We start from the raw sequence: 21815 nt of genomic DNA on the forward strand, positions 1-21815 counted from the left end.
TTTCAAATCAATTTTTTACCCTTATATGTCAGTGTTTACACACAAGGGTAAATATCAAAACGGTGATTTTTTGTTGTTACATTGGCGTGTGCAGGCTGGTTATTTAATGGCTCAGCATAATCAGGACGTTTTACGACAACACGTTTTTTTGCCAAAGTGATTGCCGGTTCTAGTAGCGCATCTGCATCTTCATCTGCACCGACTAAAGATTGGAACACTCGCATCTCTTTTTTGACTAATGCACTTTTTGTTTTATGTGGGTACATCGGATCAAGATAGACAACATCAGGAGGAGGCGTGATCTCAGTGAGTGCTTGGGCAGAAGAGGCATGAATTAACGTCATTCTTTCTTGCATCCATTCACCAATGTCAGCATCAAGATAAGCACGTTTTAACCCATCTTCAAGTAATGCTGCAACTACGGGGTGACGCTCTACCATTCTGACTTTGCAACCAATAGATGCTAAAACAAATGCATCACGGCCAAGTCCTGCTGTTGCATCAACAACATCAGGCAGATAGTCTTTTTTGATCCCAACTGCTTTTGCCACCGCTTCACCTCGACCACCGCCAAATTTACGACGATGTGCCATGGTGCCTTCTACGAAATCCACATAGATGCCACCTAATTTAGGTTCATCTTGTTTGCGTAATTCAAGGTGAGTCGGCGTTAACACTAAAGCCATTGTTTGCGTTTCGTCGTGAACTAATCCCCAACGTTGCGCTAAATCTGATAAGGCGCTGTTATCAGCGCCTTCTTCACAAAGTAAACAGATATTCACATATCATCCTTTAATGCCGTAGCCTTTAAGCATAGCATCAAGTTTTGGCTCACGACCACGGAAGCGTTTAAACAGTTCCATTGGCTCTTCAGAACCGCCACGAGTTAAAATATTATCTAGGAATGATTGGCCTGTTTCGCGGTTAAAAATTCCTTCTTCGGAGAAACGAGAGAAGGCATCAGCTGCAAGCACATCAGCCCATAAATAGCTGTAATAACCTGCGGCATAACCACCTGCAAATATATGGCTAAAGGCATGAGGGAAACGAGCCCAAGGTGTTGAAGGAACAACAGATACTTGATCTTTCACACTGGTTAAGGTTTCCATTACACGAGCCCCTTTTGTGGGGTCATATTCTGCATGTAAACGGAAGTCAAATAGACCAAATTCTAGTTGGCGTAACACAAACATTGCGGACTGATAATTTTTTGCTTTAAGCATATTATCAAGCATTGCCTGTGGTAATGGTTCGCCAGTTTCATAATGGCCAGAAATAAAGGCTAATGCTTCAGGCTCCCAACACCAGTTTTCCATAAATTGGCTTGGTAATTCAACAGCATCCCATGGTACACCGTTAATGCCTGCAACATCGGCAGTATCAATTTGCGTTAACATATGATGTAAGCCATGGCCAAACTCATGGAAAAGTGTGGTGACTTCGTTATGAGTAAACAGTGCTGGTTTATCACCTACAGGCTTATTGAAGTTACAGGTGAGATAAGCAACAGGGTTTTGTAGCTTGCCATCGGCATGACGCATTCTTCCCATGCAGTCATCCATCCAAGCACCACCGCGTTTGTGTTCACGTGCATACAAATCAAGATAGAAGCTACCACGCAAGGTGTTACTGTCATCGTAAAGCTCAAAGAAACGAACATCATCATGCCAAGTGTCTATGTCGTTACGTTCTTTAGCTGTTAAACCATAGATACGATGAACAACTTCAAATAAGCCACTTAAAGCACGTTGTTCAGGGAGGTAAGGACGCAGTTGCTCATCATCGATTGAGAACAGATGTTGTTTCTGTTTTTCGCTATAGTAAGCCAAATCCCATGATTCTAATTTATCAACGCCATAGTGCTCTTTTGCAAATTGTGTGAGTTCAGCTAACTCTTCTTTACCTTGTGGGTGAGCGCGTTGTGCTAAGTCAGTTAAAAAACTAAGGACTTGTTCTGGAGACTCTGCCATTTTAGTGGCGAGTGACTTTTCAGCATAATTTTTGAAACCAAGGAGTTGAGCGAGTTCGTGGCGTAATGCAAGGATTTCAGCGATAATTTCGCTATTATCCCACTGACCTGCATTTGGGCCTTGATCGGAGGCTCGCGTACTATAAGCGATACTCATCTCTTTTCTTAGTTCACGATTATCAGCATATGTCATGACAGGCAGATAGCTTGGCATATCAAGCGTTAATAGGTAGCCTTCTTGCTCTTTGGCTTGTGCAATAGCTTTTGCAGCATCAATAGCACTTTGAGGCATACCGGATAAATCTTCTACATCAGTAATTAGTTTAGACCAACCCATTGTTGCATCTAATACATTATTTCCATATTTAGCGCCTAACTCAGACATACGCGCGCTGATTTCACCAAAACGCTGCTGTTTCTCTTTGGGTAAACCGATACCTGACAATTCAAAGTCACGTAATGCGTTTTCAATTGCTTTTTTTTGTGGTTGAGTTAATGCATTAAAATCAGCACTTTCTTTAATTGATTTATAAGCTTGATATAAGCCTTCATGTTGCCCCATCCACGTACTGAACTCAGACAGCAATGGTAAACTTTGTTCATACGCTTCACGTAGTTCAGTGCTATTTTTGACAGAATTCAAATGACTGACTGGAGACCAAACACGAGAAAGTTTATCGCCTGCTTCTGCTAATGGCTGACAAAGGTTATCCCAGTTAAATTGGGTATTTTCAGCCAGTAATCTTTCAACTGTTTCACGGTAAGTTGTTAATACTTCTTTTAATGCAGGAACAACATGTTCTGGTTTGATCTGGGAAAATGCAGGTAATCCCGTTGTGCTAAGTAATGGATTTGACATAAAAAACATCCTGTATTTTGGTTTGCAGTGACGTAAAACACACCACTGAGTTTATTCGTTATAGATAGTAAGATGAGGATGAAACTGTATAAGTTCAATAGTATCGCGGTAATTATCCGAAGTTTTACTCAAAAACGGGATTATTTTATTTGAAAGGAGTTTTATTGATTTGATGCACTTGGGATTAAAAATAATTCAGCGTATAATCATCTCGTTATTTCCTTTTGACCCATTCAAAAATGGAAGATCATCGTCCCCGGTGGGGCGGCTGGACTTCAAATCCAGATGGGGCCGCCAGCGGTCCTTGGCAGGTTCGACTCCTGTGATCTTCCGCCATCTTTGGTTTCATCACTTTCCAATAAATTATCTAATTAATGTTTTCTTTGAAGGAAAACTTGTACAAAACTCAACTTGTAAACCTTTCTTACAAGTTCGAAAAGAAGGCAATCGGCAGGTTAATCGTAATACTCTACATTACAACTTTTCAATGATTGCGAGGTATTACAATATACAGGGGGTAGTAAGAAAACTGCGGATAACTGACGGTTCATAACAACGAAAAGTATATTAAGAACCTTTCAGTATTAGTCGATCATTACAGGTTTTAGTTGGATTAATTATCTAACTAGAAATCAGTCTTAGAAAAACCGGTCATTCCCTCTAGCTCCATTTCACGGCCTAATGCCGTCATTGGATGGACAATAACCAAGCCTCGCACGGCTTTCTTTAGCTTACCAATATCAGCCTGTTCTTTCTTAGTGATGAGGCGTTTGAATGGCATATCCTCTAATTTCTGCGCTTCTTTACTTAGTTTATTGTTACGTACTGCTTTCAGATGAGCAATTTCAGCTTCCAGTTCTACTTTTTCTTTCTCAAACTCTGCGTATTTCTCCGCTTTTTCTACTTCATCTGACGGAGAGATATTTGCCATCTTGTGACGAATAAGGTCTAAACGGTCGCTAAGGAGTTTAATTTTTGCTTTTTCGATTTCTTTCATTATTAATTAACCATGAACAAATTTCTTGTTGGTAAGTATACACCATTGTGCATAGGAGCGTGAAAATAGGATAGATTGTCTGCTTTGCACTAAAGCAGACATTGCATTCACTATTTCTTCTTATTGAGCATCGACTTTAAATCAGCAAAAGGATTATAGGTTGCTGCACCGACATCGTCTTGCGCATCTTCACCAGCGACAACCGTTGTGCCGTATTGGTCTGCTTCTGTGTATTTAGAGTGTTCGTGATCATGGCAAAACAGACACAATAACTCCCAGTTACTACCGTCTTCTGGGTTATTGGTATGGTCGTGATCAATATGATGAACGGTTAGTTCACGTAAATTTGAATAAACAAACTCACGAGCACAACGTCCACATACCCACGGGTAGATTTTCAGTGCTTTTTCACGGTAGCCACTTTCCAACCGTGCATAGTTTTTTGGGATCAGAGCCATTGTTAGTATTACCTGTTATAAGAGAAAGTTTGATAATAGTTTTTCCAATATACTCTGAATGCAAGGATAGGTTCAAATGTTGCTAAAACTACTCATCATGTGATTGCGAATACTTAAATATTTTATATTTATTTTCAAATCGAAAATTAGATATAAATATTTTCTCAAGTAGCAGAATTTTTAAATCAGTTTTCTTCAACATCTTTCCAATCTAATGCACTCTTAGAAATTACAGGTATAATTTCAAAAATTATTTAGCAGATTTAGGCATAAAAATGGCAAAACTTACTTTACAAGAGCAAATGTTAAAAGCAGGGCTTGTGACCAGTAAAAAAATGGCAAAAGTCCAAAGAACGGCAAAAAAATCACGTGTTCAAGCGCGAGAAGCGAGAGAAGCCGTAGAAGAAAATAAAAAAGCTCAACTTGAGCGCGATAAACTGCTTAGTGAACAACAAAAACAAGCGACTTTATCTAAAGAATATAAAGCGCAAGTTAAGCAACTTATTGAGATGAATAGAATTATGCCAGCAAAAGGCGATATTGATTTTAATTTCACCGACAATAATGTGATTAAAAAAATTGTGGTGGATAAACTGACGCAATCTCAATTAATTAGTGGGCGTCTTGCTATTGCTCGTCTGGATAATGCAGATAAAACGGAATACGCGATTATTCCAGCCAGTGTTGCGGATAAAATCACACAAAGAGACGTGGACTGTATCTTGTTGAATAATGCACTGAGCGAGACAGAACAAGATGAAGACGATCCTTATGCTGATTTTAAAATTCCAGATGATTTGATGTGGTAATGCAAAGTAGCTTATTAGCTCAAAGGCATAGTCTGTATAAGCATTGTGCTTTATACTGTATCTGGAAATTTTTGTAGATAAACGATTAAGTAGGCGATAATGGCAATGAACGGAATAATCACAAAGTGGTTTGAAGATAAAGGTTTTGGATTTATTAAAGATGAAAACGGGGATAACCGTTATTTTCATGTGATTAAAGTTGCCAACCCTGCTTTGATAAAGACAGATGCAAATGTCACGTTTGAGCCGACCACCAATACCAAAGGTCTGTCTGCGTATGCGGTTAAAGTGATCCCAGATAGCAAATATGTTTATATTGCAGGTGAGCGAGTTAAACTGACATCTATTAAATCATTTCGAATTTATAGTGAAGATGTGCCTGCAGACACGCATATTAACAAAGAAAATACCGTACTTTCTGTTGGTACGTTAATGAATAGTATCAGACCAAAATCAGCGGATGGTGCTAATAATATGCGCCCGTTGAGAAAGCTTGCGATCACCACAATGCACGGAACTGAAATAATTTTCACTGAAGATGAACTTGATATCGATGAAACAGTAAAAGCACTTAAACTGTAAATATCGACATTTAAAACGGGCTCTTGCAGTGTGCTTTTATTGGCACTTGGCTAATAGGGTGAACAAAATGAAGTTCACTCGCATGAAGCATAAGTCGCGGAGTCCCTTCAGTTCTTACCATTCCTTCAATTAAGCCTCCCTCGTACCCACCATATAAATCACAACCTAAAATAGGATGCCCTATAAACTGGCTGTGAATACGAAGTTGATGCGTTCTTCCTGTTTCAGGCGTAAATTGTATCCGTGTTAAAGGTAACAACGTTCCATCTTCTAACGTATGATAAAAACGCTCAATAACGTGATAACCAGAGCGAGCCGGTTTACCATTAATAGGGCAAATCGACATGCGTGGAAACAGAGCGGGATCTTTTGCAATCGGTGCATCAATCACTCCTTCATTCTCTTTCAAATGACCACATAGTAGTGCGTTGTATACCTTGGTGACACTGCGCTGGCTAAATTGCTGACACAAAAGGGCATTGATTGCTTTATTACGCGCAATAACCATCAATCCAGATGTCCCAAAATCAAGTCGATGAACGAGAGTACATCCCGGAAATAGCTTCACTAATCGATAATGTACCGAGTCTATATTTTGTGGATTTTTTCCTGATAAACTCAATAGCCCTGTGGGTTTATTGATAAGGACTAAATGTTCGTCTTGATAGAGGATCTCGATTTCATCATGGCAAGGTGGGGCAATAAAAGTATCGATAATCGTAGACATCAGCTTATCCGCAAAAAAGAAGAAAGTGGATGATAGCGAATTTTAGGTTAACTGGCGAATGTAGAGATATACTCTTAGTCATTCGAATACGACGAGTATTAACGTTAATCCTTGGGGAGAATTTATGAACAATGAAATCCACTTTAAATATTATGACATGGTAGAAGAGTATTCACTGGAATCAACCGATCCTGTTGCTGAGACCGAAGAAGATGCGCTTGCTCTTTACTTCCAGTTATTACTCACTAAATTAATGAATAATGAAGAAATTAGCGAATCGGCACAGCAAGAGATGGCAAAAGAAGCGGGTATTGATAAAAAACGCATTGATGATATCGCCATGTTTCTTAATCGCTGGGGTAACGAATAACACCTATTGGGCTCATTAAAAGATGGGCTCAATATTATGCTAATTCACAAAATATCACTCTGATCCTACATAACTGTATGATTTAACGTATACTCGTTATCTATTTTATTGCACATAAGCGCGCGAAAAGAACGGGCGTGCTTTTGGGATGTTCGCTCCTTTATCGGGGGTTTTATATTCAATTGGTTGGGTGAGATATGCTGGATTTCCTAAAGAATTATGACAATTTAACCATCAGCGAAAAAAAAGTATTAAAATATCTCACCGATAATATTGCAGATATACCCTATTTAAATATTAATGATTTAGTTGCCAAAACGTTTGTGTCAAAAACGGTGATCATTAATTTATCGCAAAAGTTAGGATTTAGTGGATTTAAAGAGCTTAAATTCCAAATTAATAATTATATTTTGACTCAAAATAAAGTTGAGAAAACGAGCACAGCATCTTATAAAAAGCAATTAGAAAAAAATATTAATAAAACATTTACATTAATTAATGAAGAACAAATTCGAGAATGTGCGAAAACCTTACGTCATTCTAGGAATATTTTTATTGTGGCAAGGGGTACGAGTAAAGCAGTCGGTTATTACCTTGAACACCTTTTGTTTGCTTTAGGACTACATTGCTTTTTTATTAATGATTACAACTTATCTGACTCGTTTACTCGTCTTGTTAATGAAGACGACACAGTTATCTTTATTTCCCTTTCTGGTGGCACAAAAAAAATTATAGAAACAGCAAAAATTGTACAGTTAAAAGAAGCTAACATTATTAGCATGACAGCATTTAACACCAATGAATTAACCAGTTATGCAAGCCATGCCCTGTTTTGTTTTGCCGATAATCACGATACAAAAAAAGATGACACTAAATCACGCATTGGCTTTTTTATGCTGGTGGATTTACTGATAAATGAGCTAGAAATACTACTTTAAGTTCTAATAAACTAATAACCCTATTAATTAAATATTCTTTCTATTATTAATGTTTAAAAATCATTAATCTATCTGATTAAAATAATCATAAGCTATTATTTAAATAACCTTCTTTTTCAATATTAATATTAAATTATAGGGTCAATCTTCATTACTAAAATAAAAAATTGTTTATTATTATTAATTGAAGTATTCATTAAAAAGACCTAGGTCATAAAAAATGACTTGAGATAATATTTAAAACCGCCACGTCATTCATTTCCTATAATCCCTAAGCTAGAGTACCTCGGTAATTCTTTTATATTCGAGAAGTCATAAGGAAAAAAATATGGCCAGGAAAAAGTTCAGCGAATCTATTCAGCGCTTTGGTAGAACCCTACTTCTACCAATCGGTGTATTAGCACCTATCGGTATGATCTTGGGGATCAGTGGTGCTTTAGTTCAGTCTTATATGATTGCACGCTTTCCTTTCTTAGGAAATGAAACAGTCAATGCTTTATTAGTCAGTATCCGTTCTATTGCAGGTGTGGTGTTTGACAATATTCCACTTCTATTTGCAATGGGGGTGGCGTATGGAATGAGCCATAAAGATAAGGGGATCGCGGTCTTTGCCTCCGTAGTGGGCTATTTAACTTTGATAAGTACAATCAATATCTGGTTGGTATTGACTGGAAAACTGGCTGATCCTGCCATTATGACGCAGGTTGGGCAAATCAAGGTTTTGGGTATACAAACCATGAATATCAGTGCCGCAGGGGGGATTATCACAGGATTAATCGCTGCATGGGCTACCGATAAATTTTATAACCTTGAATTGCCAACGGCATTTGCCTTCTTCTCAGGAAAAAAATCTGTCGCCATTATTATGGTCGGATTAATGATTGGCGTAGGTGCATTGCTGCCATTTATTTGGGAAGTATTAGTCATGGGCTTAACTAAGCTCTCAGCTGTCTTCTTAAGTCCTGTTGGACCTTTCTTTACCGCAGGTGGTGAGCGTCTATTTATTCCATTTGGTTTACACCACGTCTGGAACGTTCTGTTTAGATTTACTGAAGCCGGTGGTTCTTATGTGATTGATGGGCAAACCTATGTGGGCGTTGTTCCAGCAATGACAGAAGTATTATTTAACCAAGGGCCAAGTAGTGAATATTGGGCAATGATGCCAAGTCTGACGCGTTTTATGGCTCAGCAACAAATGTTGGTTACGTTGTTCTTATTCCCTGCGATTGCATTAGCAATTTATAAAACCTCGAAAAAAGAGAACCGTGCTGAAGTTAAATCGATGCTGGTGACGATGGTCTTAACTGCAATGTTAGGTAACGTAACTGAACCTCTTGAATTCACCTTCGTCTTTATCGCACCACTACTCTATTTAATTTACGCGATTATCGTGGGTATTGGCGCGGTTCTGCTCTCTTTTGCTGGTGTTGCAATTGGTTATATCCGAGGCACCGTCTTTGACTTTACTATCTTTGGTTTACTGTACGAACACACTAACTGGATCTTCTTAGTGCTGATTGGGAGTGTGCTTGCGGTTGTGACCTACTTCATTTTCTACTGGGCTATCGTCAAATTTGATATCAAAACACCGGGTAGAGAAGAATCAAGCAATATGAAAAATACGTTAATCAAAGAAAAACGTTATGGCGAAATTGCAGAGATTTTAATCCAAGCGTTAGGTGGTAAACAAAATATTCGTAATGTTGATAACTGTATTACACGACTGCGTATCGACATTAATGAAATTAATCAAATAGATAAAGAATTAATGTTGGAGTCTGGATGTACAGCATTCTTCTTTCCAGCAGCAAACCATGTCCATGTCGTTTATGGCCCTAAAGTCGAATTTGTTCGCAATGCTGTTGATGAAGCAATGAAGAAATAAAAGGATACATGATGAGAGCGTTATACGATTCTAAAAGTAAAACAATTGACGATCGCGGTATTAAAAATCTGCTGTCCAATGAAGCTAAATACTCAACTTGGTTGATGTTTGAAGCAATGTTAGCGCAAGCACAAGCTGAATACGGTTTTATTCCACAGTCTGCCGCAGATGAAATTAAAGAAAAGGCGATTATAGAGAATATCGATTTTGAAGAGATGAACCGTATTTATCAAAAAATCGGTCATGGCTTTGTACCTTTCTTAAAAGTACTGGTGAATGCATGCTCTGAAGAGAGCGGTAAATATGTGCATTACGGTATTACTACACAAAACATACAGCAAAGTTCACAGCTGTATATGATGAAAACAGTACACGATAAGTTCATGTTATTGTTGAGCGAAATTATTGAAAATTTATCAAATCTCGCTGAAAAAACAAAACACATGGTAATGGCGGGGAGAACGCACGGTCGCCATGCTATTCCTATCACTTATGGGTATAAAGTTTCAGTGTGGATCAGCGATTTTATTGATTGCTACCAGCGCATGAAAGAGAGTGAGAAACGTGTATTCACCATTATGATGGGTGGCGCAGTAGGTGCTTTTAACTCAATGCCAGAAGTGGGGATGAAAGTACAAAAACGCGTTGCTGAATTAGTGGGTATGCAAGCAATGGAAGTACCATCACGTAATCTAAGTACGCATAAATTAGAGTACATGATGAACTTGGCACTGATGGCAAATATTTGCCATAAAATTGGTGAAGAAGTTTATAGCACTACATTAGAAGAAATTGCTGAGGTTTCTGAAGGATTTACAAAAGGTACTGTGGGTAGTAGCACGATGCCTCATAAAATTAATCCAAAATTAGCGAAAGGTATTATTGCTAACTCACAGAAACTGTACTCGTTACCTAATGTAGGGATGTACTCTGCGGTAAGACCTTATGAAGGTGATAGCAGTTCTTATATGCTATTCGATGGCTTAATTGAAGAAGCGTTAGAACTTACAACAGAAATTTTGTTAAGAACGGAAGAGCTTTCAAGAACCATCGTTCCTCATGAAGAGAGAATGCTACATAACGTGATGAGAAATAAGGGTTTAGATAATACCGAATACGTTATGATGAAAATGGCAGAAAAATTAGGTAAAGATAAAGCGCATTCACTGTTATATGAAGAAGCCATTAAAACGGCGGCAGATGGTGAAGATTTTTATACTAACCTAATGAAGAATGAAACTATTACAGCCGCTTTTAATGCAGATGAAATTAAGGCAATGCTTGATCCTCGCTCTTATATCGGTCTATCCGTTGAACTTGCTGAGAAAGAAGCGAAACGTGGATTAGCGATTTCTAAAGAAATTAAACAAAGCTATAAATAAAGTCATCAAGTATCCATAAATAAATCATTATCAGTTAAGTCGAGAGCCACTCATTTGAGTGGCTCTTTTTCGTTTAAGAAGTAAAAAAATGGTCTTTCTCTATAAAAAGAACGAGATGTTCAAAAAAATAAAACAATGTTTTATATTTTTATTGATGGTTGTGTTTTTTATTGATATCGTGTCCCTATAAAATTGATGCATTTTCACACATTATCATTAATGCCTATCAAGGCTAGGAATTGAGGTTCATTATGCAAACTCGTCAAAGCATTCATAGCGACCATGCCAAACAACTAGATACAGAAGGCCTGCGTCGCGAGTTTCTGATAGAAGAAGTTTTTAGCCCTAATAAACTGACGATGACTTATAGTCATATTGATCGAATTGTATTTGGCGGAATTATGCCGGTGGACTCTACACTCACTTTTTCTAATGAGTTAGGTAAGTCTTTTGGTGTCACCTATTTCCTAGAACGCCGTGAATTAGGCCTTATTAATATTGGTGGCGCAGGTGTGATCACAGTTGATGGCACAAATTATGAAGTAGGTAAAGCAGAAGCCCTTTATGTAGGAAAAGGCGCTCGTGATGTCAGCTTTAAGAGCGTTGACTCTGCTCATCCAGCTAAATTCTATTATAACAGCGCACCCGCACATACCACTTATCCAACACGTAAAATCACACAAGATCAGGCTTCTCCTGAAACATTAGGGGATGCAAGCACCAGCAATCGCCGTACTATTTATAAGTACTTAGTTCCTAACGTATTACCAACCTGCCAATTAGTAATGGGTATGACTCAGCTAGAGGAAGGAAGTCTTTGGAATACCATGCCTTGTCATACACATGAACGCCGTATGGAAGTCTATTTCTATTTCAATATGAAAGAAGATGCAGCGGTATTCCATATGATGGGTAAACCAGATGAAACTCGCCATTTATTAGTTCATAACGAACAAGCCATTATTTCACCAAGTTGGTCTATTCACGCTGGTGTTGGAACACAAGCTTATACCTTTATTTGGGGGATGGTGGGTGAGAATCAGGTCTTTAGCGATATGGACCACGTTGCGGTTCGCGATCTGCGCTAATCAGATAAATGTATTACTCATAATAAAGTAGCCATCAAGTATATGAATTGGTGGTACGTATTTCCTATATTCGAGGTAATAGTATGATCCTGAATGCATTTGATCTGAAAGGTAAAGTCGCCATTGTAACTGGCTGTAATACAGGTTTAGGGCAAGGTATGGCATTAGGGCTTGCTCAAGCTGGTTGCGATATTGTGGGGATTAACCTTGTTGAACCGACAGAGACTATTGCTGAAGTAGAAGCACTTGGTCGTCGTTTTTTAAGTTTACAAGCTGATGTGAGTAAAACAAATGAGTTGCCGGGGCTGGTGGATAAAGCCGCCGCTCATTTCGGACACGTTGATATTTTAGTCAACAATGCCGGTATCATTCGCCGAGAAGATGCGATTAATTTTACAGAGAAAGATTGGGATGATGTTATGGATCTCAATATTAAAAGTCTCTTTTTTATGTCTCAAGCGGTGGCTAGAAAATTTATCGCTCAAGGTACTGGCGGTAAAATTATTAATATTGCATCAATGCTCTCATTCCAAGGGGGCATACGTGTGCCGTCTTATACTGCATCTAAAAGTGGCGTTATGGGCGTAACCCGTTTGTTAGCAAACGAATGGGCAAGTAAAGGTATTAACGTTAATGCTATCGCTCCGGGCTATATGGCAACAAATAACACGGCAGCTCTACGTGCTGATGAAGAGCGTAATGCAGCTATTTTAGAGCGTATTCCAGCTGAGCGTTGGGGCGTTCCAAGTGACATGATGGGGCCTGTTGTTTTCTTAGCATCTTCGGCTTCTGATTATGTTAATGGCTATACCATCGCAGTTGATGGTGGTTGGTTAGCGCGTTAATACGCTATTGTTGAAGAAGGCGCCCAAAGGCGCCTTTTTTCGTTGCGCTGGGAATAAGGGGGTTGCATGTTTTTTGAAAATTATTGGTTTGCCCAAGGTATTGGTGTTCTGGGTTGCCTTATTGGTGCAACCGCATTTATGCAACGACAAGATAGCAAACTGAGATTTCAGCTCACGCTCAATGGTCTTTTGATGTCTATCCATTTTTTCTTGATAGGCTCAACAGTAGGAGCTATTAACTATTTACTCTGTGCGATCCGAAATTGGGTATCGGGCTATTCGCGTAATATTGGGATCATGTTGATCTTTATTGCTTTAGCATGGTTTTTAGTGATCCCCAAAATCATCCATCCAATACAATTCTTAACGTTATTCGCGACGACATTAACAACCTATGCATTATTTCGCTTTAACGGCATTGTGCTTAGATTATGTATGTTAACCAGTACGTTGTGTTGGTTAACGCATAATATTTGGGCAGGTTCAATTGGTGGAATAGTACAAGAAAGTCTTTTCTTAGTTGTGAATAGCCGAACTATTTTTAAGCTCTATAAGGCGAAATTACAGGGTTCGTTATGACAGAGGTAAATAAAAAAGCCACTTCAAACACCCCAAAGTTGGTGTCCAACTTTTGGGGTGTAGTTCATATATTATTAATGGATTTTTATTATAAACAAAGAATTAGATTTAATTTTTAAATATTTTCAGCCAAGACATTGGTGTCTGTGTAGCTAAAAGGGTAGTCGTGGAAACCTAATCCAGCAGAAATATTTGCTGCTGCTTCATGTAATTGCGCGATTAACGCAACTTTATTCTCTTCTTGGAAACGAATTAAAGGTAGAGATAAAGAGAGGCCAGCAATAATTCTGCCCATACGGCTATAAATAGGCACAGCAAAACAACGTAAGCCATGTTCCATTTCTTCTTTATCTTCTGCATAACCTTGTTTGCGAACTTGTTCTAATTCAACAAGTAAAGCATCGATATCTTTCAGTGTATATTTTGTAAAAGGTTCAAAAGTCACATTAGCCAAAATAGCGCGAATTTCTGTTTCTGGAAGCCAAGCCAGCATAATTTTACCTAGCCCAGTGCTATAAAGCGGACGGCGGCGACCAATGCGAGAATACATCTGTAAATTGTATTCAGAGTCTATTTTATGCAGATAGACAATACTGTCTTCGTCTAATGTACCGAGGTGGAGCGTTTCTTTGGTTAGTTTTCCAAGGCGATACATTTGCTCATCAGCAAGTTTAATCAAGTCTTGGTTTTCAAGTGCTTTTGCGCCTAACTCAAATAATTTTAAGTTAAGAGAATACTTATCTGTTTCACCTTCTTGGGAAACATACCCTAACGTTTTCATCGTTTGTAAAAAACGATAGACGGTGCTTTTAGACATCATGATCCGCAAGGATAACTCTGTCACACCAATCACTTTTTCCTCGCCAAGTGCTTGTAATATAGCGAATACTTTGAGTACAGAGGAAACTGAATCAGGAGTGTTTTCTATTTCAGACATTGTGAGTCCTAAAAAATGATTTATTGTTTCATTATATTTGAAATGCTACAAAAATTATAGCAATTAGCGATGATGATTCAATAAGATTAACGATTTTTCATCATGTAACGTGTTGCTAATCACAGTATTTTTAAATGAAAAATATCTAAATTTGATATTTTTTCTATGTGTATCACTTTGAATTTAAAGTAGATGGAGATAAATAGCTGTCATGGTTTTGTGTATGCTATTGGGTATCTGAGCACGCGATAACATGATGAGTACTTTATGGCTTTTTATGGATCTTCTTTAAACTTACTTTCTTATGCATTTTGAAAACAATAACAATGTCACAAAATTAATGAAATGTTGTTTTAAATCTTTTTAATTGAATCGATTTAAAATAAAATAACCTCACTGCTAATGTGAAAATGGAAAGCGCTATGGCTATCAATGTGGCTGTTATTGGCGAATGTATGATTGAACTATCCGAAAATCAGGCGAATATTGTACGCCATTTTGGAGGAGATACTCTTAATACTGCTGTTTATTTGACTCGCGCAAATCCTAATTTATCTGTTCATTATGTAAGTGCGTTAGGTACAGATTCAATGAGTAGTGCCATGTTAGAGCAATGGCAAAAAGAAGGCGTACATACTGAATTAGTCCAGAGATTAGACAATAAATTACCTGGACTTTATCTCATAAACACGGATAACCAAGGAGAGCGTACCTTCCATTATTGGCGTAACGATGCCGCCGCACGATATTGGTTACGATCACCAAAAGCCCCAATGATTTGCCAGCAACTGCTTGATTTTGATTATATCTATTTAAGCGGTATCAGCTTGGCGATTTTATCTCCGGAAGATAGAGAACTGCTTTTACAACAATTAGCTAAGTGTCGAGAAAAGGGGGTGAAAATCGCCTTTGATAATAATTACCGCCCAAGATTATGGGAAAGTCTCGATGCTACACAAAAAACCTATCAAGCTGTTTTGTCACTCACTGACTTGGCTTTTCTCACATTAGATGATGAATTTCTTCTTTGGGGGGATAGCGAAGAAGCACAATGTGTGTCTAGGACGATTGAATTTGGTGTTGGGGAAATCGTTATTAAAAAAGGCGCAGAACCTTGCCTCATTATACAGCAAGGACATTGTGATGAAGTTCCCGCCATAAAACTTGATAAGCAAAGTGTGATTGATACAACCGCCGCAGGTGATTCATTCAGTGCAGGTTATCTTGCTACGCGATTAGCGGGTGAGTCAGTTGTGATGTCTGCGCGTTATGCACACTTACTTGCAAGTACGGTTATTCAACATCGTGGTGCGATTATCTCAATAGTCGCGATGCCACATTCCTCAATAAAAGCGCCACTTATTCATTCAACGAGACACACTATGTCAACATTACTTGAACAACTTTCGGCACTAAAAATTATTCCTGTTATCGCAATTAAAAATGCAGATGATGTTGTCGCATTGGGTAAAGCATTAGTTGAAAACGGTATGCCCAGTGCTGAAATAACTTTTCGTACTCCTGCAGCTGCAGAAGCTATTCGACAGTTAAGAAATGAATTCCCGAAAATGATCATTTGTGCAGGCACAGTATTAACGAAAGCACAGGTTGATCAGGCAATTGAAGCCGGTGCGGATTTTATTGTGAGTCCGGGATTTAATCCTCGCATTGTGCAATATTGCCAGCAAAGAGGCATTCCTATTATTCCGGGTATTAACACGCCAAGTTTAGTTGAAGAGGCAATGGAACTAGGTATCAAGCTATTGAAGTTTTTCCCAGCAGAACTTTCAGGCGGTATTGGCATGCTCAAAGCGTTGAGTGCCGTTTATCCTGTCTCTTTTATGCCGACAGGCGGAGTTAATGCCAACAATGTGAAAGATTACCTCGCATTACCTCGAGTTGTTGCTTGCGGTGGTACATGGATGGTGCCTTCAGATCTCGTTGATAATCAAAAATGGGAAGAAATAGGCGCTCTTGCTAAAGAAGCAATGGCAGCTTTGTAATTAAATTTAAACACGGATTTAAGAGAGTAACCCGATGATCACTGGAAATTTAAAGCAACTCGATGCAACAATGCTGCCGCCCGCACTGTTAAAATTACTCACTCAAAAAGAGTTATCGTTAAACGCTTTGCAAGAGAAGAGTGAAGGGACATATAACATTATTAATAATGATGTTTTTTATATTATTTCCACACCGACTACCGATCGTGAAGAAAACTTAAAAAGTGAGTTTCATGACCATTATCTTGATATTCAAGTTGTGCTTAAAGGGCAAGAGATGATCTCTACTAGCACAACGATTACCTATCCTCATCAATACCAAGAAACAAAACCGGATCTGATTTTCTTAGATAACCCACCTATTACGACTCGTTTATTGCTCGATACTGGTGATTTTGCGATTTTTTATCCCGGAGAAGTTCATCGACCTACTTGTCAGGTAAATGCTTCGCAAAAAATTAAAAAGGTGGTTTTTAAAATCAGTAAAACATGGCTGGCAACCCAGTAATAACAACTAGGATCTTCATCCTATTATTCCCCATTCTAAATATGATTATCGGCTACTTTTCTGCTTAATAAGTAGCCGATAATTCAGCTTTTAAGCGAGTTTGTAGTTTATTCCAGAATATATATTTTCTATTTTTTTACTACTAAACTAACTTTTTTTGATAATTTAATGCTTTTTTATCAATATGTTACTATGTTTGTAAAATTGAAAATATAAAATTGGTAATCTATTTTCAAAAAATAGGAACGCCATTTCATTTTCTTGAATTCGATCACTGAAATATCGTCAAATTCAAGTAGCATTAACACTATCAAAATACGCAAACCCATAAGGGGTTCACATGCATACAATGAATGTTTTGCCTAAGTTATCTCTTATCAGCACCGTTGTAGTCGCTAGTCTTTTTTTAGCGGGATGTGGTGAAGATGACAAAACAGATAGTCCTGTTATTTTGAAAACGGCTTTTAACCAATCTGAAAAAAATCCTCAATACAAAGCATTGGAAGATTTTAGTCAAAAATTAGAAGCTGCTACGGGGGGTAAATATAAACTCGAAATTCATCCTAATGAATTATTGGGTGACCAACGTGCAGCCCTTGAATTAGTTCAATCAGGTGCCATTCAATTGGCCGTGGTTGCCAATCCCCTTGTTGAAAATTACAACAAAAACTTCTCTGTTCTGGCGATGCCTTACATCTATAACGACTCAGAACACCAAAGAAAAGTTTTTACAGGTGATATGTTAGATGGCCTATTTAGCTCAACCAAAGGAAATGGTTTCGAGGTACTTACTGCCTATACCGCAGGTGCTCGTAGTATGTATGTGAAAGGAACACCGGTTAAAACACCTGAAGATATGAAAGGAAGAAAGATCCGAGTCATGCAATCTGACACTATGGTGAAGATGTTGTCTTGTATGGGTGGAACTGGTGTTCCTATGGGACAGGGTGAGGTTTATTCCGCTATCCAACAAGGTGTTCTTGATGGCGCTGAGAATAATGAAATCACTTATGCTGACTTAAAGCAGTATGAAGTTGCACCGAATTTCTCTTATACCCGACATGTCATGGTTGCCGACTTACTTATCGCGAATGAAGCATTCTTAAATAAGATGAGCCCTGAAGATCAGGCGACTTTCCGTAAGTTAGCGAAAGAAAGTACGGTTACTGAGTTTAATTTATTTAACCAAGCGTTAGACACGGCTCGACAATCTGCTATTAGCCAAGGTGCAACATTTACTGAGGTTGATATCAAGCCATTCCAAGAGCGTTGTAAACCGCTGCAAGAATCGATGCTGACCACACCAGAACAGAAAGATATCTACAATAAGATCCGCGCATTAGTCAACTAATGCCGTTTGTTGCAAGGGGCTAAATTTTTAGCCCCTATTATAAGGATCAACCATGGAACCTTCAGAGAAATTACCCTCTTCAAACGACTCTAATACACCTGTTGCAAAAAAGGATTTTCATACTTTTTTAACAAGTATTAAGCTAAAAATAGATACCATCGTCGCTTATTTTTGTATTTTTCTTGTGGGTTTAATGACGATATTGGTGACTTACCAAGTTGTGACTCGTTACCTATTTAACGATCCTAGTGCAGTCAGTGAAGTGCTTTCTCGCTACCTCTTTATCTGGTTAATTTTAATTGGTAGTGCTTATGTATTTGGATTACGTGAACATATCGCGATTACGTTTATGCGTGATCGAATGCCCTATAAAGTTCGTATTAGCCTTGAAATTTTAGGTGAGTTTGCCACAACTGCTTTTGTGTTATTGGTACTCACTATTGGTGGTTACATCGGTATGAGCCGCCAAATGGGACAACTTGATTCGGCACTGCAAATCCCTATCGGGGTTATCTATGCAGCTATACCTATAAGCGGTGTTCTCTCTGTTTTCTATTGCTTATATAACCAATATGGATTGGTTAGACAACTTTCTTCAAAGCAAAAGGTGTAACCATGGATATTGCAATTGTTGTTGCCCTAGTCATGTTTATTGGTGCATTCCTTCTCTTATTTATTGGTACACCAATCAGCGTCAGTATTGGACTCTCTTCTTTCTTCGCCATGGCAATGATATTGCCTTTTGATGGCGCTATTTTAACGTCAGCTCAACGCGTGTTTGTGGGGTTAGACTCTTTCGCTCTGTTAGCCATTCCGTTCTTTATTCTGGCGGGTAACTTAATGAATAACGGCGGTATCGCTATTCGTTTAATTAACTGCGCTAAGTTAGTCAGTAACTTTTTACCGGGACCTTTAGCGCAAACTAACGTTGTTGCTAATATGCTATTTGGCTCAATTAGTGGCTCTGGTGTTGCTTCTGCGGCTGCGATTGGCGGTATTATGTCCCCAATCCAAAAGAAAGAAAATTACGATCCCGCTTTTAGTGCCGCAGTGAATATTGCATCAGCACCAACGGGTATGTTAATTCCACCAAGTAACACACTGATTGTTTATGCCACTGTTGCAGGGAGTGTTTCGATTACTGCGCTGTTTATGGGGGGCTATATTCCCGGTATTTTATGGGGACTGGGTGTGATGTTAGTGGCAGGTTTTATTGCTAAACGTCGCGGTTATGTGGCTGAAAAAAACACCATGAAAGGACAAGCATTTAAGCTCGTACTTGATGCTATTCCTAGCTTAATGATGATTGTGGTTGTTATCGGCGGGATCTTAGGTGGTATTTTTACTGCAACAGAAGCTTCAGCCATTGCGGTTGTGTACTCTTTAATCTTAGGTATGTGTTATAAAAATATCAAAATAAACCATTTGCCTACTATTTTCTTAGCCACAGCAAAAATGACGGCAATTGTTATTTTGATGCTTGCAACATCATCCATTATGTCTTGGGTAATGGCATTTACTAAAATACCTGCCATTATCGCATCAGGCTTACTCTCTTTTACCGATAGCTTCTTAGTTATCTTACTGATTATGAACTTGGTTTTACTGTTGGTTGGTACCTTTATGGACCCAACACCAGCAGTGTTAATCTTTACTCCAATCTTCCTACCGATTTGTGCTCAATTTGGTATGGACCCTGTTCAATTTGGTATCATGATGGTATTTAACCTTTCATTAGGTACGATAACACCGCCTGTAGGTCCTATTTTATTTACTGGTTGTAAGATAGGTGAAATTAAGATTGAAGGTGTAATTAGACCGCTATTACCTTTCTTTGCCGTGATTATTCTTGTGCTGTTATTAGTGACCTATATTCCTGCAATTTCTATGTTCTTGCCTCAAGCAATGGGATTGGTTGGGTAATATTGATAAAACTGCTAGGGGAAAAAAGTAATATAAAGTATCCAAAATAAAACAAGCCTGATCATAAAAAGGCTGTTATAAAACAAGAAAAAAGAGAGGGTCATTTGACCCTCTCTTTATGTTTAATAAGCTGTTTTTATCGGGGATCTGTTTAGCCAATCAATCCATGAATTAAAATAATTCCGATACAAATTGGACCAATATAACGCCAAACCAATAATAAGCATTGGCGTTTTACTCCTGAGATATTTTCAGGGATCAAGGCATTTGCTCTACGTGACCAACCAAAGATTAAACACATTGCGATACCGAACAGTGGCATCAAAATATTAGAAGTCAGGTAATCCAACAAATCAAAGACCGTTTTACCTGCGAATGTCACATCACTCATAGGGCCGAAAGATAATGAAACTGGAATACCCATCAGCATAATAGAGGCTGTAACCACTAACCCTGCACGACGACGAGTCCATTGAAAACGCATCTGTACATAAGCCACGATATGTTCAAGTAATGAAATTGCAGAGGTTAACGCCGCCATTAATAACAAGACAAAGAAAGTCACTGCTAAAATATTACCGCCGGGTAAGTTGGCAAAATAGACTGGCATAGTCATAAAGGTTAAACCAGGGCCAGCATTAGGCTCTAAGCCTGCGGCAGATAATGCAGGGAAAATCATTAATCCGGCAAGCACACACACCATACAAGATAAAATAACCACCCACATACTGGAGTTAGCAATACCTTTATTATCTGCTAAATAAGCACTGTAAGTGATATGAATGCCTAAACCGATAGACAGTGAGAAGAAGGCTAATCCTAATGCATCTAATACGCCTTGAGGGGTTAACTTACTAAAATCAGGGTATAAAAATAATTTTAAACCTTCAGAAGAACCGGGTAAGCTGATACCAACAATAATCAATAAAATCATAATGATAAATAACATTGGCATCATGATTTTGACGGCTTTTTCTAATCCACGTTGTACACCCGCTAAAACTACAAAACAGGTTAATCCAGCAAAGGCAAGGTGAGCCAAAATAGGCCATAAAGGATCACTAATAAAGCGGGTAAAAATACCCGTTAATTCAGCGCTATCTGTAATATTCAACTGGCCTGTTGCTGCCATAACGGTATAGCCAATTGTCCAACCACCTACAACACTATAAAAGCTATAAATACACCAAGAGCTGAATACACCAATAACGCCAATGATGACCCAATTGCGTCCCATCATTTTTTTAAAGGCATTAACGGCTTCTGCGTGTGTGCTACTGCCTAAGATATTCTCAGCCAGTAATACAGCAAGCCCAATAATGAAACTAAATAACAAAAAGACAATTAAAAATGCACCGCCACCATTATTGGCTGCGACATAAGAAAACTTCCAGATTGCGCCAATACCGATTGCCGATCCTGCGGCTGCTAAGATATGGCCGACTCTTGATGTCCATTGTTGACTCATTTTGCCCCCTGCTTCATTTGGTCTGTTATGGAAGGCATTGCCATACAATTGTTTATTGAGAAGACGTTGTCACTCATCATCCTTATGGTAAAACTCAACATCATAGAAACTCCCCTAAAAATAATTTCACCAGTAGG

At 38.4% G+C, this 21815-nt stretch carries 21 protein-coding genes, 1 tRNA gene and 1 pseudogene; 16 read left to right on the top strand and 7 right to left on the bottom strand.

Features of this window, described 5'->3' with window-relative positions:
• Nucleotides 1–35: 35 nt before the first annotated feature.
• Together rsmJ and prlC are read right to left on the bottom strand one after the other, a co-directional pair.
• Nucleotides 36–782, bottom strand: coding sequence for a 16S rRNA (guanine(1516)-N(2))-methyltransferase RsmJ (rsmJ, locus tag GWI68_RS12170; protein ID WP_166540450.1), 747 nt, complete (start codon nucleotides 780–782; stop codon nucleotides 36–38).
• 3 nt (nucleotides 783–785) lie between these two features.
• A complete protein-coding gene (gene prlC, locus GWI68_RS12175) occupies nucleotides 786–2828 on the bottom strand; it encodes an oligopeptidase A (protein ID WP_166540451.1) in 2043 nt (680 codons plus the stop codon).
• Nucleotides 2829–3069: 241 nt separating this feature from the next.
• Here prlC and GWI68_RS12180 point away from each other — a divergent pair.
• Nucleotides 3070–3164, top strand: a tRNA-Sec gene (locus tag GWI68_RS12180).
• Between the two features lie 289 nt (nucleotides 3165–3453).
• On the opposite strand, the gene GWI68_RS12185 is transcribed toward GWI68_RS12180, so the two are convergent.
• Together GWI68_RS12185 and yajD are read right to left on the bottom strand one after the other, a co-directional pair.
• Nucleotides 3454–3825 carry a YibL family ribosome-associated protein gene (locus GWI68_RS12185; RefSeq protein ID WP_166540452.1) on the bottom strand — a complete coding sequence of 124 codons (372 nt, stop codon included), beginning with the start codon at nucleotides 3823–3825 and terminating at the stop codon, nucleotides 3454–3456.
• A gap of 110 nt (nucleotides 3826–3935) precedes the next feature.
• The gene (yajD, locus tag GWI68_RS12190; RefSeq protein WP_006534437.1) at nucleotides 3936–4283 is read right to left on the bottom strand and encodes an HNH nuclease YajD; all 348 of its coding nucleotides are present in this window, start codon (nucleotides 4281–4283) and stop codon (nucleotides 3936–3938) included.
• 275 nt (nucleotides 4284–4558) lie between these two features.
• Here yajD and GWI68_RS12195 point away from each other — a divergent pair, with 275 nt between their 5' ends.
• Both GWI68_RS12195 and GWI68_RS12200 read left to right on the top strand, forming a co-directional pair.
• Nucleotides 4559–5092, top strand: a complete 534-nt coding sequence (locus tag GWI68_RS12195; RefSeq protein WP_166540453.1) for a DUF2058 domain-containing protein — start codon at nucleotides 4559–4561, stop codon at nucleotides 5090–5092.
• 99 nt (nucleotides 5093–5191) lie between these two features.
• The gene (locus GWI68_RS12200) at nucleotides 5192–5674 is read left to right on the top strand and encodes a cold shock domain-containing protein (RefSeq protein ID WP_166540454.1); all 483 of its coding nucleotides are present in this window, start codon (nucleotides 5192–5194) and stop codon (nucleotides 5672–5674) included.
• Between the two features lie 10 nt (nucleotides 5675–5684).
• Here GWI68_RS12200 and GWI68_RS12205 read toward each other — a convergent pair whose 3' ends face one another.
• Nucleotides 5685–6401: an RluA family pseudouridine synthase gene (locus GWI68_RS12205; protein WP_166540455.1), complete on the bottom strand. Its 717-nt coding sequence runs from the start codon at nucleotides 6399–6401 to the stop codon at nucleotides 5685–5687.
• Between the two features lie 124 nt (nucleotides 6402–6525).
• Here GWI68_RS12205 and GWI68_RS12210 point away from each other — a divergent pair, with 124 nt between their 5' ends.
• From GWI68_RS12210 to GWI68_RS12240, 7 genes are all read left to right on the top strand, one after another.
• Nucleotides 6526–6771 (top strand): DUF2543 family protein, encoded by a 246-nt coding sequence (locus GWI68_RS12210; protein ID WP_166540456.1) that lies wholly within the window; start codon nucleotides 6526–6528, stop codon nucleotides 6769–6771.
• A gap of 197 nt (nucleotides 6772–6968) precedes the next feature.
• Entirely contained in the window at nucleotides 6969–7709 is a 741-nt protein-coding gene (locus GWI68_RS12215) for a MurR/RpiR family transcriptional regulator (RefSeq protein WP_166540457.1), read from the top strand.
• 328 nt (nucleotides 7710–8037) lie between these two features.
• Nucleotides 8038–9594, top strand: a complete 1557-nt coding sequence (locus tag GWI68_RS12220; protein ID WP_166540458.1) for a PTS transporter subunit EIIC — start codon at nucleotides 8038–8040, stop codon at nucleotides 9592–9594.
• Nucleotides 9595–9605: 11 nt separating this feature from the next.
• Nucleotides 9606–10976 (top strand): adenylosuccinate lyase family protein, encoded by a 1371-nt coding sequence (locus tag GWI68_RS12225; protein WP_165126445.1) that lies wholly within the window; start codon nucleotides 9606–9608, stop codon nucleotides 10974–10976.
• Between the two features lie 251 nt (nucleotides 10977–11227).
• Nucleotides 11228–12064 (top strand): 5-dehydro-4-deoxy-D-glucuronate isomerase, encoded by an 837-nt coding sequence (gene kduI, locus GWI68_RS12230; RefSeq protein WP_166540459.1) that lies wholly within the window; start codon nucleotides 11228–11230, stop codon nucleotides 12062–12064.
• Nucleotides 12065–12147: 83 nt separating this feature from the next.
• On the top strand, nucleotides 12148–12909 hold the full coding sequence (gene kduD, locus GWI68_RS12235; protein WP_166540460.1) for a 2-dehydro-3-deoxy-D-gluconate 5-dehydrogenase KduD: 762 nt from the start codon (nucleotides 12148–12150) through the stop codon (nucleotides 12907–12909).
• Nucleotides 12910–12975: 66 nt separating this feature from the next.
• A complete protein-coding gene (locus tag GWI68_RS12240; protein WP_166540461.1) occupies nucleotides 12976–13488 on the top strand; it encodes a YgjV family protein in 513 nt (170 codons plus the stop codon).
• Nucleotides 13489–13603: 115 nt separating this feature from the next.
• Here the strand turns inward: GWI68_RS12240 and kdgR are convergent, their stop codons facing one another.
• Entirely contained in the window at nucleotides 13604–14425 is an 822-nt protein-coding gene (gene kdgR, locus GWI68_RS12245; RefSeq protein ID WP_088494232.1) for a DNA-binding transcriptional regulator KdgR, read from the bottom strand.
• Nucleotides 14426–14847: 422 nt separating this feature from the next.
• On the opposite strand from kdgR, the pseudogene GWI68_RS20440 reads away from it, so the two are divergent.
• From GWI68_RS20440 to GWI68_RS12275, 6 genes and pseudogenes are all read left to right on the top strand, one after another.
• Nucleotides 14848–15762: pseudogene (locus GWI68_RS20440) on the top strand (sugar kinase); the annotation flags it as partial.
• A 45-nt stretch (nucleotides 15763–15807) separates the two neighbouring features.
• Nucleotides 15808–16428, top strand: coding sequence for a bifunctional 4-hydroxy-2-oxoglutarate aldolase/2-dehydro-3-deoxy-phosphogluconate aldolase (locus tag GWI68_RS20445; RefSeq protein WP_166540488.1), 621 nt, complete (start codon nucleotides 15808–15810; stop codon nucleotides 16426–16428).
• A gap of 34 nt (nucleotides 16429–16462) precedes the next feature.
• A complete protein-coding gene (locus tag GWI68_RS12260; protein WP_166540462.1) occupies nucleotides 16463–16936 on the top strand; it encodes a YhcH/YjgK/YiaL family protein in 474 nt (157 codons plus the stop codon).
• A 340-nt stretch (nucleotides 16937–17276) separates the two neighbouring features.
• Entirely contained in the window at nucleotides 17277–18287 is a 1011-nt protein-coding gene (locus tag GWI68_RS12265) for a TRAP transporter substrate-binding protein (RefSeq protein WP_166540463.1), read from the top strand.
• A gap of 52 nt (nucleotides 18288–18339) precedes the next feature.
• Entirely contained in the window at nucleotides 18340–18900 is a 561-nt protein-coding gene (locus tag GWI68_RS12270; RefSeq protein WP_166540464.1) for a TRAP transporter small permease, read from the top strand.
• A gap of 2 nt (nucleotides 18901–18902) precedes the next feature.
• A complete protein-coding gene (locus tag GWI68_RS12275; protein WP_166540465.1) occupies nucleotides 18903–20210 on the top strand; it encodes a TRAP transporter large permease in 1308 nt (435 codons plus the stop codon).
• Nucleotides 20211–20361: 151 nt separating this feature from the next.
• Here GWI68_RS12275 and GWI68_RS12280 read toward each other — a convergent pair whose 3' ends face one another.
• Nucleotides 20362–21678: a sodium-dependent transporter gene (locus GWI68_RS12280; protein ID WP_166540466.1), complete on the bottom strand. Its 1317-nt coding sequence runs from the start codon at nucleotides 21676–21678 to the stop codon at nucleotides 20362–20364.
• Nucleotides 21679–21815 lie beyond the last annotated feature (137 nt).

It is taken from the genome of Proteus sp. G2669, from assembly GCF_009915245.1.
Taxonomy (GTDB): Bacteria; Pseudomonadota; Gammaproteobacteria; order Enterobacterales; family Enterobacteriaceae; genus Proteus.